Below are 13,119 nucleotides of genomic sequence, written 5' to 3'. Positions count from 1 at the left end.
CCTGTTCGTCCCGCCTGTTCTTCCCCTGCCGGGGTCTGACTGTGCATCGTCTTGTTCCGAAAGCCGGCAGCCACCTTTCGGGACGATGCTCTAGACGCCGAGCAGGCGCCCGACCTCGGCCTCCCTGGCCGCCACCTCGTCCGCCGGAATCTCGGCCGCGACGCGGCCGTTCTCGATCACGTAATGGCGGTCGGCGAGGTGGCGGGCGAAGTGGAAGTTCTGCTCCACCAGCACGATGGTGAAGCCCCGGCTCTTGAGCAGGGCCACCGCCCGGCCGAGCGCCTCGACGATGACCGGGGCCAGCCCCTCGGTGATCTCGTCGAGCAGCAGGATGCGGGCGCCCGTGGTTAGGATGCGGCCGAGCGCCAGCATCTGCTGCTCGCCGCCCGAGAGGCGACCGCCGCCGCTATCGGCCCGCTCGGCGAGGTTCGGGAACATCGCCAGCACCTCGGCCACCGACATCCCGTCGGGCCCGAGGCGGGGCAGGAGGGTGAGGTTCTCCTGCGTCGTGAGCGAGCGGTAGATGCCGCGCTCCTCTGGGCAATAGCCGAGGCCGAGCCGAGCGATCCGGTGCGTGCTGAGCCGGACCGTCTCCTGCCCGCGCACCCGCACCGAGCCGGCGCGGCGATCGGTCAGGCCGAGGATCGCCTTGAGGGTGGTGCTGCGCCCGGCGCCGTTGCGCCCGAGCAGGGTCACGCATTCGCCCTCGCGCACGGTGAGGTCGATCCCGTGCAGGACGTGGCTTTCGCCGTACCAGGCTTCGAGCCCGCTTATCTCCAGGGCGGCGGATTCAGGCAAGTCCATCTCAGGCATGCCCGCCCCCGAGATAGGCCGCCTTCACCCCGGGATCGGCGGAGACGTCTTCGTAGCGGCCCTGCGCCAGGATCTCGCCGCGCTGGAGCACGGTGATCGCGTCGCAGAGGTCGGCCACCACCGACATGTTGTGCTCGACCATCAGGATGGTGCGGCCGACGGCGATCCGCCGGATCAGGCGCTTGATCCGGTCGACGTCGTCGATGGCCATGCCCTGGGTCGGCTCGTCGAGCAGGAGCAGGGGCGGATCCAGCGCCAGCGTCGTCGCGATCTCCAGGGTGCGCTTGCGCCCGTAGGACAGGTCGGCGGCATTCGCCTCGGCGTAGTCGGCCAGCCCGACGTCGGACAGGAGCGCCATGGCCTCGTCGTCCAGCACCGACAGCGACCGGATCGAGCGCCAGAACGCGTATTGCGTCCCGAGGCGCCGCTGCAGCGCGACGCGGACATTGTCGCGCACGCTCATGTGCGGGAAGGTCGCCGAGATCTGGAACGAGCGCACGATCCCCCGCCGGGCGATCGCCGCCGCGCTGTCGTGGGTGATGTCGGTGCCCTCGTAGAGGATGCGCCCGCCGGTCGGCGTGTGGACCTTCGTCAGCAGGTTGAAGAACGTGGTCTTGCCGGCGCCGTTCGGGCCGATGAGCGCGTGAATTGCATGGCGCCGGACTGCGAAGTCGACGTTGCGCACGGCCGTGAAGCCTCCGAACGCCTTGGTCAGCCCCTCTGTCACCAATGCGTGCTCAGCCACGGCGCCCTCACCGGTTCACAGTTGTAGATTGTATAAAATCTCCAGGTGCGTCAAGACCCTCGTTTCGAGGCGTCTGGAGGGTGTCGCTCACCCGGCATGGGCCTGACGATAGATTGCCACGAGCGAGACGGCGGCGTGCGCGATATGGGCCCGCAGCAGGTCGGCGGCGGCGTTGACCTGGCCGGCCTCGCACAGCGCCACGATCTGCGTGTGCTCGTGGTCGGCGCGTTCGGTGTCCCCGGAGGCGGAGAGCTGCAGGCGCGTCGGGCGATCGCAATCCTGGAGCAGGCCGGCGACGATGGTGAGCGAGCGGGGGCGGTCGGCGTAGCGCAGGAGATCGAGGTGAAAGCTCCGGTTCAGCTCGCCCCATCGATCGACCTGGCCGGCCTCGAGCGCTGCGCCGTACTCATCGGTCAAACTGCGCAGCCGCCGGTAATCCGCCGCCGCGAATCGGCGGGCGGAGAGCGCCAGCAGCGGCGGCTCGAGCTGCTCGCGCAGGCGGAAGATGTCTTCGACCTCCTCCACGGACAGGCCGGTGACCACGGCCCCGCGATGCGGGACGATCTTGACCAGGCCCTGCGCCTCCAGCTGCAGCAGCGCCTCCCGGACCGGAATGCGGCTGATGCCGAACTCCTCCGCGAGCGCATCCTGGCGCAGCTGGATTCCGGGCGCGAACTCGCCGTTCAGGATTCGCTGACGCAGCGACTCGGTGACGGCCGCCGAGACCGTCTTGTGACGCAGGCGATCGGGGGCGGGCGGCGAAGCAGCCGAAGCGGACATGGGCACCTCAGGAGAATGGTAGATTTTATCCAGAAACCTGGCACCGGGACAAACCATGGCGTCCGGGTGGCCTACGACCGGGCGCATCCGATGAAGCGGACCGCCTCAGCGCGGGGACCGGCCGCCATCGCTTGGGTGGTCGGGCGCGGCATGCCCGGTTCAACCGCCACCGCCGCCGGCCCGGCCATTACGCGTGCTGACCAGGCCCGCTCGAAGCCTTGCCGCCCTCGATCACCTCGAGGAGGCTATTCAGGCAGATCTACACCCCGCTCTCGAAACGCCAAAGTCCCAGGCCTCATGCGAAGGTCGCGCTTCCATGAGGCGCGCATCTTCATTCTGCGGGACGAAGGACTGGCCCATCACCCTGAAGTCGCGGACGCACCATTCAGGGGAGGGCGTGCTCGCGTTGCGCGATGCAGCCGTGCAGCACCATGTTGGTGTGAAGATCGACGATCTCGGATTTGGATAGTCTTCCCTCGGGCTTGTACCAGGTACACACCCCGGTCAGCATCGCGAGAATGCTATAGGCGGTGATCCGCGTGTCGTGGATGTCGAACTCGCCCGTGGCGACGCCGGCATCGAGCACCGCCATCAGCTTACCCTCATAGGCGCGCCGCATGGCGACGATCGTCGCGTAATGCGGCGCATCCAGGGAGCGCAGCTCGAAATTGGCGATGAAGACGTCCTGCTTCTTTTCGAGGTGGTAGACGATGTGATGGCGGATGAAGGTGCGGAGGCGGTCCGTGGCCGTGTCCGGCGCCGCCGCGAGGGCCGCATCGGTCTGCGCCAGCAGGGCCTCCATGTGCTCGCGGATGAGATCGAACAGGAGATCCTGTTTGGTGCGGATGTGGTTGTAGAGCGACGACGCCTGTATCCCCACCTCGGATGCCAGGTCGCGCAGGCTCATCGCGCCGAAGCCGTGGCGATAGATGAGCTTCAACCCGGCACGCCGGATCGCCGCGGCGGTGCGCATCCCTTTGGGTCCAGCGATGCGACTCATCAAACCCTTTCCGGCAAACCGCCCGCCACCCGGCTCGGCCCGTATACAGGCCGGGCAGACCAGTCAAACAAAACGAACGGCCGATCGTTTGCAAACGCTTGCCGAAGGGTAAAAACTAACGTACGTACGTTTGTAACGAGGGCACGCAGCCGGCCCCGCGGGAGGACGCTCATGCTGAACGGCCTGAAAGGCTTCGATTTCGGCCTCGGCGAGACGGCCGACGCCCTGCGCGCCGAGGTCGCCCGGTTCGCATCCGCCGAGATCGCGCCGCGGGCCGCCGAGATCGATCGGCGCAACGACTTCCCCGCCGATCTCTGGCGCAAGTTCGGGGATCTCGGCGTGCTCGGGGTCACCGTCGGCGAGGAATATGGCGGTGCCGGCATGGGCTACCTCAATCACGTGGTGATCATGGAGGAGATCAGCCGGGCCTCGGCCTCCGTGGGCCTCTCCTACGGCGCGCACTCGAACCTGTGCGTCAACCAGATCCACCGCAACGGCACCGAAGACCAGAAGCGCCGATACCTTCCGAAGCTCGTCTCGGGCGCGGATGTCGGCGCCCTGGCCATGTCGGAGCCGGGCTCGGGCTCGGACGTGGTGTCCATGCGCCTGCGCGCGGACAAGCGCGGTGACCGCTACGTCCTGAACGGCACCAAGATGTGGATCACCAATGGCCCCGACGCGAATGTCCTCGTCGTCTACGCCAAGACGGATGCCGAAGCGGGGCCGCGCGGGATCACCGCCTTCCTGATCGAGAAGACGTTCCCGGGCTTCTCCACCGCCCAGAAGCTCGACAAGCTCGGCATGCGCGGCTCCAATACCTGCGAGCTGGTGTTTCAGGACTGCGAAGTCCCGGAGGAGAACGTGCTCGGGCAGGTCGGGCGCGGCGTCAACGTTCTGATGAGCGGGCTCGACTACGAGCGGGCCGTGCTCGCGGCCGGCCCCCTCGGCCTCATGCAGGCCTGCCTGGATGTCGTGCTGCCGTACATCCACGAGCGCAAGCAGTTCGGCCAGCCCATCGGCACGTTCCAGCTGATGCAGGGCAAGGTCGCCGACATGTACACGATCGCCAATGCGGCGCGGGCCTATGTCTATGCCGTCGCGAAAGCCTGCGACCGAGGCCAGACGACCCGCAAGGACGCGGCCGGAGCGATCCTCTTCGCCGCCGAGAAGGCGACCTGGATGGCGCTCGAGGCGATCCAGTCCCTGGGCGGCAACGGCTACATCAACGATTACCCGACGGGACGGCTGCTGCGCGACGCCAAGCTCTACGAGATCGGCGCCGGCACCAGCGAGATCCGCCGCATGCTGATCGGTCGCGAGCTGTTCAACGAGACCGCCTGACCGAACCCCGGGCTTCGACCTCCCGCGCCATTCAGGCTCGATCGTCGAAGGTCAGGGTTTCAAACGGTCCTCGACCGTTCGCGGGTGCGGGGCGGTGCCCCGCGGGAACGCGCACCTCTGAGGTGTAAGGGACATGCCGACGCTGGACACCACGCTGGATCTCCGCTCCGCCGAGGCCCGGTCCAACGACGCGCATATGCGCGGGCTGGTGGCGGATCTCCGCGCGACCGCGGCGCGGATCCGCCTCGGCGGCGGGCAGACGGCGCGCGAGCGGCACCTGTCGCGCGGCAAGCTGCTGCCGCGGGATCGCATCGCGGCCCTGATCGACCCCTTCTCGCCGTTCCTCGAAGTCGGCCAGCTCGCCGCGCACGGCTTGTACGGGGGCGAGATTCCCGCGGCCGGGATCATCACCGGGATCGGCCGGGTCAGCGGGCGCGAGTGCATGATCGTCGCCAACGACGCCACCGTGAAGGGCGGGACCTATTTTCCGTTGACGGTGCAGAAGCACCTGCGCGCGCAGGAAATCGCTCAGCAGAACCGGCTGCCCTGCCTCTACCTGGTCGACAGCGGCGGCGCCAACCTGCCCAACCAGGACGAGGTCTTCCCCGGCCGCGACCATTTCGGACGGATCTTCTTCAACCAGGCCACCATGTCGGCCGAGGGGATCGCGCAGATAGCCGTGGTGATGGGCTCCTGCACCGCCGGCGGCGCCTACGTGCCGGCGATGTGCGACGAGTCGATCATCGTGCGCAATCAGGGCACGATCTTCCTCGCCGGACCGCCCCTGGTGAAGGCCGCCACCGGCGAGGTGGTCAGCGCCGAGGATCTCGGCGGCGCGGACGTCCACAGCCGAACCTCGGGGGTCACCGACCATTACGCCGAGACCGACGCGCATGCGCTCGGCATCGCCCGGAGCATCGTCGCGAGCCTGAATTCCGTGAAGCGGCCCTCGATGGCGCTGCGCAAGCCCATGCCGCCGCGCTACGCCGCGGAGGAGCTCTACGCGGTCGTGCCGTCGAACCTGCGCACGCCCTACGACGTGCGCGAGGTCATCGCCCGGCTGGTGGACGACAGCGCGTTCGACGAGTTCAAGCGGCTCTACGGCCAGACCCTGGTCTGCGGCTTCGCGCATGTCTGGGGCTACCCGGTGGGCATCGTGGCCAATAACGGCATCCTGTTCTCGGAGAGCGCGCAGAAGGGCGCGCACTTCATCCAGCTCTGCGCGCAGCGCGGCATCCCCCTCGTGTTCCTCCAGAACATCACCGGCTTCATGGTGGGCAAGCGGTACGAGGCCGGCGGCATCGCCAAGGACGGTGCCAAAATGGTCACCGCCGTCGCCACGGCCGCGGTGCCGAAGTTCACGATCATCATCGGCGGCAGCTTCGGGGCCGGCAATTACGGCATGTGCGGCCGCGCCTACGCGCCGCGCTTCCTGTGGATGTGGCCGAACGCCCGCATCGGCGTGATGGGCGGCGAGCAGGCGGCCGCGGTCCTGGCCACGGTGCGGCGGGACGGCATCGAGGGCCGCGGCGAGAGCTGGTCGCAGGAGGACGAGGAGGCCTTCAAGGCGCCGATCCGCGACCAGTACGAGCGGCAGGGCCACCCGTATTATTCGAGCGCCCGGCTCTGGGACGACGGCGTGATCGACCCGGCCGACACGCGGCGCGTGCTGGCGCTGGGCCTCTCCGCCAGCCTGAACGCGCCGATCGCCCAGACCCGCTTCGGCCTGTTCCGGATGTGAGCGCGATGATGACCGAGACCATCCTGGAGGCGGTGGATGCGCGCGGCGTCGCCACCCTGACCCTCAATCGCCCGGATCGGCACAACGCGTTCGACGACGCCCTGATCGCGGATCTCACCGCGGCCCTGCTCCGCCTGGGCGACGAGCCCGGGATCCGGGCCGTGGTCCTGGCGAGCCGCGGCCGCAGCTTCTCCGCCGGGGCCGACCTCGACTGGATGCGCCGGATCGCCCGCCAGCCTCCCGACGCCAACTGCGCCGACGCGGCCGGGCTCGCGCGCCTGATGCACACGCTGGACCGGCTGCCCAAGCCGACCCTGGCCCTGGTGCAGGGCGCGGCCTACGGGGGCGGCGTCGGCCTGGTCGCGTGCTGCGACGTGGCAATCGCCTCCGAGCGGGCGAGCTTCTGCCTCAGCGAGGTGAAGCTCGGCCTGACCCCGGCGACCATCAGCCCCTACGTGGTGAATGCCATCGGCCCGCGCTGGGCCCGCCGCCTGTTCCAGACCGCCGAAATCGTCCCGGCCGCGCGGGCGCGGGAGATCGGTCTCGTGCACGAGGTGGTCGCCGAGGACGCGCTGGCCACGGCGGGCGAAGCGGTACTCCGGGCCGCCCTGCAGGGTGCGCCCGGGGCTCAGGCGGACGCCAAGGATCTCGTCTTCCTCTGCGAGGGCCGGCCGATCGACGCCGATCTCATGGGCGAGACCGGGCGGCGCATCGCGCTGCGCCGCGCCTCGGCCGAAGGGCAGGAGGGTATCGCGGCCTTCCTCGAGAAGCGCCCGCCGGCCTGGCGGCAGGATTGAGGAGCCGCACGATGTTCCGCAAGATCCTCGTCGCCAACCGGGGGGAGATCGCCTGCCGGGTGATCGACACCGCCCGGCGGCTCGGCATCGCCACGGTGGCCGTCTATTCCGAGGCGGATGCCGGGGCCCGGCACACGCGACTCGCCGACGAGGCCTGGCCGATCGGTCCGGCCCCGGCACGCCAGAGCTATCTGGTGGCCGACACCATCCTCGACGCTGCCCGGCGCTCCGGTGCGGAGGCGATCCATCCCGGCTACGGCTTCCTGTCCGAGAACGCCGCGTTCGCGCAAGCTTGCGCCGAGGCCGGCCTCGCCTTCATCGGGCCGCCCCCGGCCGCGATCCGGGCCATGGGTTCCAAGGCCGAATCCAAGGCCCTGATGGAGCGGGCCGGCGTGCCGCTGGTGCCCGGCTACCACGGCGAAGCGCAGGACATTCCGGTGCTGCGGGAGGCGGCGGCGCGGATCGGCTACCCGGTGCTGATCAAGGCCTCGGCCGGCGGCGGCGGCAAGGGCATGCGCATCGTCGCGTCGGCGGACGACATCGCGGCCGCGATCGAGGGGGCCAAGCGCGAGGCGGCGGCCTCCTTCGGCGACGACCGGGTGCTGATCGAGAAGTACCTCACCCGCCCCCGCCATATCGAGATCCAGGTCTTCGCCGACACCCAGGGCCGGACCGTCTCGCTGTTCGAGCGCGACTGCTCGATCCAGCGGCGGCACCAGAAGGTCCTGGAGGAGGCGCCAGCCCCGGGGATGGACCCGCTGCGCCGCAAGCAGATGGGCGAGGCCGCCGTCGCCGCAGCCCGGGCGGTCGGTTACGTCGGCGCCGGAACGGTGGAGTTCATCGCGGAGGGCGACGCCTTCTACTTCATGGAGATGAACACCCGCCTGCAGGTCGAGCATCCCGTCACCGAGATGGTCACGGGCCTGGATCTGGTGGAGTGGCAGCTGCGCGTGGCGGCGGGTGAGCCGCTGCCCCTCGGGGAAGACCGCCTCGCCCTGCGCGGGCACGCCATCGAGGCGCGCATCTACGCCGAGGACCCGGACCGGGATTTCCTGCCGGCCGTCGGCACGCTCGTCCATCTGCGCCAGCCGCAGGACGTCCCCGGCCGGGTGCGGGTCGATACCGGGATCGTGCAGGGCGACCAGATCACCGCGCATTACGATCCGATGATCGCCAAGCTGATCGTCTGGGGCGAGGATCGCCCGACCGCTCTCCGGCGCCTGAGCGCGGCCCTGGCCGAATACGCGGTGGTCGGCGTCACGACCAATCTCGACCTGCTGCGCTCCATCGCCGGCCACGACGCCTTCGCGGCCGGGGACCTGGATACCGGCTTCATCGCGCGCCACGCGCCCGACCTCCTCGGGGGAGCTTCGGCCGCCCCGGATTCCGACGGTTCGGGAACCGCCGCTCTGGCGGCCGCGGCCCTGTCGGTGGTGAGCGACCGGGCGGCGGAGAATGCCGGGCGGGCACAGGCCACCGGTGATCCGTGGTCCCCCTGGGCCGCGGCGGATGCCTGGCGGATGAACGGGGAGGCCGCTCAAGACCTGCGTTTCCGCCAGGATGATGCGCCCGCGATCACCCTGCGCGTCCATCCGCTGGCCGACGGGTCTTACCGTCTCGCCTGGTCGGGCCGCTCCGTGCAGGCGGCGTTGTCGGCCGATGCGGCGGGGCCGCTTCTGGCGATCGACGGCGTGACGCGGCGGTTGCGGGTGGTCTGGCACAGCGCGGAATGCACGGTGATCCTGGCGGGGCGGAACCACACCCTCGTCCTCGAGGATCCGCTGGCGCCACCCCAGACCGAAGCGGCCGGCAGCGATCGCGTGACGGCCCCGGTTCCGAGCCGCGTGACCCATGTGCTGGTGGGGCCGGGCGATGTCGTGGAGAAGAACGCGCCGCTGGTGATCATCGAGGCGATGAAGATGGAGATCACCCTGCGGGCACCGCAGCGGGGCACCATCGCGCAGGTTCGTCACGCCGTGGACGACATGGTCGAGGAGGGAACGGAACTCGTCACCTTCGCGGCCGAGGAGCCGGGGCCATGACCTATCCGGAGCGCGTGCGCATCGTCGAGGTCGGCCCGCGGGACGGGCTGCAGAACGAGCCGCCCACCATACCCACGGCTGCCAAGGTCGCGCTGATCGAGGCGCTGGCCGATGCCGGCTTGACCAGCATCGAGGCCGGAAGCTTCGTGTCGCCCCGATGGGTGCCCCAGATGGCCGACACCGCGGAGGTGCTGGCGCAGCTTCGGCCCCGGCCGGGAATCCGCTACCCGGTGCTGGTGCCCAATCCCCAGGGCCTGGAGCGTGCGCGCGCCTGCGGGGTCCGTGAGGTCGCCGTCTTCGCCGCCGCCTCGGAAAGCTTTTCCCGCCGCAACATCAATTGCTCGGTCGCTGAGAGCCTCGAGCGCTTCGCCCCGGTCGTCGAGACGGCGCGTGCCGCCGGCCTCCGGGTACGCGGCTACGTCTCCTGCGTGCTGGGTTGCCCGTACGAGGGGGCGGTCGCGGCGGCGGCCGTCGCGCAGGTCGCCGAGGCTCTTCTGGGCATGGGCTGCTACGAGATCTCGCTCGGCGACACGATCGGCACCGGGACCCCGCTGGCCGCGCGGCGGCTGGTGGAAGGTGTCGCGTCGGCCGTGCCGCTGGAACGGATCGCCCTGCATTTCCACGACACCTACGGCCAGGCGCTGGCGAACCTCCTCGCCTGCCTCGATCTGGGCGTGTCCGTGATCGACAGCGCGGTGGCGGGCCTCGGCGGCTGTCCCTATGCGCGGGGCGCCACCGGCAACGTCGCCACGGAAGACGTCGCCTACATGCTGCGCGGCATGGGGATCGAGACCGGCATCGACTTGGAAGCCCTGGTCGATGCGGGGCTCTCGATCACCCGTCACCTGAACCGGGAGCCGGCGTCGAAGGCCGCGCGCGCCATCCTGTCCCGGCGGCAGGCCGCGTCCTGATCGAGCGGCCGAACCGTGATGGCGCCCCGGCGCCCCCCGGATCATGATGCGGACCCGTCGAATCGGATCCCGTCGAGGCAAGAAGACCAAGACAAGCAGACCAAGAAACGACGCAGCGCATACGGTCGTGACCGCGCAAGACGGCACGACCCGCGTGATGGGGAGGATGGAATGACCAACCAGGTGTTGAGTTATGTCCATGGTGCGGCCGATGCGCCGCTGCTCGGCCAGACGATCGGCCAGGCCCTCGCGCGTGCGGCCGCGGACTGGGCGGACCAGCCGGCCCTGATCGCGTCCGCCCAGGGCATCCGATGGACCTGGCGGGAGCTGAGCGATCGCGCCGATGCCTTCGCGGCAGGCCTGCTCGCCCTCGGCCTGCAGCCCGGCGATCGGATCGGCATCTGGTCGCTTAACCGCGCCGAGTGGACGGTCACTCAATTCGCCGCCGCGCGGGCCGGCCTGATCCTGGTCACGATCAATCCGGCCTATCGCCTGTCCGAGCTGGAATTCGCGCTCAACAAGGTCGGCTGCGCAGCTCTGGTCACGGCGACCGCGTTCAAGACCAGCGATTATCTCGGCATGATCGGCAGCCTCGCGCCCGAGCTCGCCGCCTCGGTTCCGGGCCGGCTCGCCGCCGCCCGCCTGCCGCAGCTGCGCAGCGTCATCCAGATCGGCGGGCCGCCGGCTCTGGGGACGATCGCCTTCGAGGAAGTGGCGGCCCTGGGCGGCGCCGGCGAACGCGCGCGGCTGCGCGGGCTCGCCGACCAGCTCCAGTTCGACGACGCGGTGAACATCCAGTTCACCAGCGGCACCACCGGCTCGCCCAAGGGCGTGACGCTGACGCACCACAACATCCTCAACAACGGTTTCTTCATCGGCCGCGCCCTGCGGCTCGGCGCGGCGGACCGGATCTGCATCCCGGTGCCGCTGTATCACTGCTTCGGGATGGTCATCGGAAACCTGGCGGCGCTCACCCATGGCAGCGCCATGGTCTATCCGGGGGAGGGATTCGACCCGCACGCGACCCTCGAAACCGTGCAGGCCGAAGGCTGCACCGCGCTCTACGGCGTGCCGACCATGTTCATCGCCGAGCTCGACCATCTGGATTTCGCACGCTTCGATCTCGGCACGTTGCGCACCGGCGTGATGGCGGGCGCACCGTGCCCGATCCAGGTCATGCGGCGGGTGGTGGAGCGCATGCACATGCGCGAGATCACCATCGCGTACGGCATGACCGAGACGAGCCCGGTCAGCTTCCAGAGCGCCGTCGACGACCCGCTGGAGCGGCGCGTCGCGACGGTGGGCCGGGTCCACCCCCATCTGGAGGTGAAGATCGTGAACGCGGAAGGGCGCGTCGTGCCCCGCGGCGAACCCGGCGAGCTGTGCACCCGCGGCTATTCGGTCATGCGCGGCTACTGGGACGACCCGGCGAAGTCCGACGCGGTCATCGACGCCGCGGGCTGGATGCACACCGGCGATCTCGCCACCCTGGACGCCGACGGCTATTGCAACATCGTCGGCCGCCTCAAGGATATGGTCATTCGGGGCGGCGAGAACCTCTATCCCCGTGAGATCGAGGAATATCTCTACCGCCATCCGAAGATCCAGGATGTCCAGGTCTTCGGGGTTTCCGATCTGAAATACGGTGAAGAGCTCTGCGCCTGGATCAGGGTGCGCGACGGAGAAACGGTGTCGGAAGACGAGGTGCGCGCCTTCTGCCGGGGACAGATCGCGCACCAGAAGATCCCGCGCTACATCCACTTCGTGGAGTCTTTCCCCATGACCGTCACGGGCAAGGTCCAGAAGTTCAGGATGCGCCACATCGTCGAGGACCAGCTCGGCCTCTCGCGCGACGGCACAGCCTGATGATGCGCTGAAGCGGCGTCGATGGCACTCCCCGACCGACCATCGCACGACGGGCGACGTGGTCGCACCTGTAAGCCCGAATGGGCACAGACATTCATCCGTCGGGCGTGGCGGCGCTGCCATACCGTACCGATCGAGCCGCACAGAGCCGCACCCGAGCCGTTGCGCTTGCGGCGCGGTTGGGTTAGGAAATCGGCGCGGCTAGCACCCGTAGCTCAGCTGGATAGAGCGTTGCCCTCCGAAGGCAAAGGTCACACGTTCGAATCGTGTCGGGTGCGCCAATTTTTCTAATGACTTGGAAACACTCGGCCCAGAGACCGGCGGTGCCACCGCATTGAATCTCTGGCTAGCCGTTCACGATCCCCCCGCCCCCCTATGCCCGCGGCCGCGATCCTCGGCACCGTCGTGCGCTGGCCTAGGTCCAGCGAGAGGCCTCCGACCATCCCGCCGGTCTCGATCCCTGCGATGCAACGTCCGCGCGCCGTGCAGCCGGCTGAGCGATCCCGAAGGCGTCCCTCTGGCGTGGTTCGGGGTCGATACCCTTTCGCCGGGCTCGATCGCCACGGCAGGGAGGCGAGCGCTCGATCGCGCTGGGCCAAACCGCGCGCTTCCACACCACCACGAAAGCTGGCATCCTAGGCCTGTGATCCTTTGGTTGGCCCTTCGGCGGCTGCTTCCGCTTCTGGCGGTTCTGAGCCTTGCCCTGACGCCGGTCGCCGCGCCCGCGGCGGTCGCCGGCATGCATGCGCCGATGGCCCAGGAGGCGGCGGCGCCGCACGGCCACGACCACGGAATGTCCATGGCCGAACACGCCATGGCGGCTATGCCGTGCTGCCCGCCCGAGGCGGCGCCGGCCGATCAGCCGGCGGATGGCGCCAAGGGCTGCCTCAAGGGCTGCCCGCTGATGGCCCTGTGCCTGGGCAGCCTCGCGTCCCTGCCGCCCTCCGGGATCGGCCTTCCGGTGCCCCGGGCTACGGGGACGGCCGCCTTCGCGCTCAGCACCGAGAGGTTCGCCAGCATCACCGGGACGCCGCCGCCCGAGCCGCCCCGAGCCTGAACCCGATGAAGCGGGCCGCCGCGCCC

Annotated in this window: 11 protein-coding genes and 1 tRNA gene; 8 read left to right on the top strand and 4 right to left on the bottom strand. The window is 69.6% G+C overall.

Features of this window, described 5'->3' with window-relative positions; genetic code table 11:
- Positions 1-90 precede the first annotated feature (90 nt).
- The 4 genes from AKJ13_RS23800 to AKJ13_RS23785 form a co-directional block, all read right to left on the bottom strand.
- Entirely contained in the window at positions 91-813 is a 723-nt protein-coding gene (locus AKJ13_RS23800) for an ABC transporter ATP-binding protein (protein WP_050735595.1), read from the bottom strand.
- A complete protein-coding gene (locus AKJ13_RS23795; protein ID WP_050735594.1) occupies positions 806-1,558 on the bottom strand; it encodes an ABC transporter ATP-binding protein in 753 nt (250 codons plus the stop codon). The genes AKJ13_RS23800 and AKJ13_RS23795 overlap by 8 nt, the downstream gene beginning before the upstream one ends.
- Before the next feature lie 87 nt (positions 1,559-1,645).
- Positions 1,646-2,338, bottom strand: coding sequence for a GntR family transcriptional regulator (locus tag AKJ13_RS23790; protein WP_050735593.1), 693 nt, complete (start codon positions 2,336-2,338; stop codon positions 1,646-1,648).
- Between the two features lie 385 nt (positions 2,339-2,723).
- Complete coding sequence (locus tag AKJ13_RS23785; protein ID WP_050735592.1) at positions 2,724-3,338, bottom strand: TetR/AcrR family transcriptional regulator; 615 nt, start codon at positions 3,336-3,338, stop codon at positions 2,724-2,726.
- A 171-nt stretch (positions 3,339-3,509) separates the two neighbouring features.
- On the opposite strand from AKJ13_RS23785, the gene AKJ13_RS23780 reads away from it, so the two are divergent.
- The 8 genes from AKJ13_RS23780 (at position 3,510) to AKJ13_RS23745 (ending at position 13,093) form a co-directional block, all read left to right on the top strand.
- Positions 3,510-4,679, top strand: coding sequence for an isovaleryl-CoA dehydrogenase (locus AKJ13_RS23780; RefSeq protein ID WP_050735591.1), 1,170 nt, complete (start codon positions 3,510-3,512; stop codon positions 4,677-4,679).
- Between the two features lie 133 nt (positions 4,680-4,812).
- Positions 4,813-6,420 (top strand): carboxyl transferase domain-containing protein, encoded by a 1,608-nt coding sequence (locus AKJ13_RS23775; RefSeq protein WP_050735590.1) that lies wholly within the window; start codon positions 4,813-4,815, stop codon positions 6,418-6,420.
- 5 nt (positions 6,421-6,425) lie between these two features.
- Positions 6,426-7,217: an enoyl-CoA hydratase-related protein gene (locus AKJ13_RS23770; protein WP_244471705.1), complete on the top strand. Its 792-nt coding sequence runs from the start codon at positions 6,426-6,428 to the stop codon at positions 7,215-7,217.
- Between the two features lie 11 nt (positions 7,218-7,228).
- Entirely contained in the window at positions 7,229-9,259 is a 2,031-nt protein-coding gene (locus AKJ13_RS23765; RefSeq protein WP_050735589.1) for an acetyl-CoA carboxylase biotin carboxylase subunit, read from the top strand.
- Entirely contained in the window at positions 9,256-10,170 is a 915-nt protein-coding gene (locus AKJ13_RS23760) for a hydroxymethylglutaryl-CoA lyase (protein WP_050735588.1), read from the top strand. The genes AKJ13_RS23765 and AKJ13_RS23760 overlap by 4 nt, the downstream gene beginning before the upstream one ends.
- 171 nt (positions 10,171-10,341) lie before the next feature.
- Positions 10,342-12,036 carry an AMP-binding protein gene (locus AKJ13_RS23755; RefSeq protein ID WP_050735587.1) on the top strand — a complete coding sequence of 565 codons (1,695 nt, stop codon included), beginning with the start codon at positions 10,342-10,344 and terminating at the stop codon, positions 12,034-12,036.
- 204 nt (positions 12,037-12,240) lie between these two features.
- Positions 12,241-12,317 (top strand) — tRNA-Arg (locus tag AKJ13_RS23750).
- Between the two features lie 362 nt (positions 12,318-12,679).
- Positions 12,680-13,093 carry a hypothetical protein gene (locus AKJ13_RS23745; RefSeq protein WP_050735586.1) on the top strand — a complete coding sequence of 138 codons (414 nt, stop codon included), beginning with the start codon at positions 12,680-12,682 and terminating at the stop codon, positions 13,091-13,093.
- Positions 13,094-13,119: the final 26 nt, after the last annotated feature.

It is taken from the genome of Methylobacterium sp. ARG-1 (assembly GCF_001262595.1).
GTDB lineage: Bacteria > Pseudomonadota > Alphaproteobacteria > Rhizobiales > Beijerinckiaceae > Methylobacterium > Methylobacterium brachiatum.
This window is presented reverse-complemented; position numbering and strand designations above follow the sequence as displayed.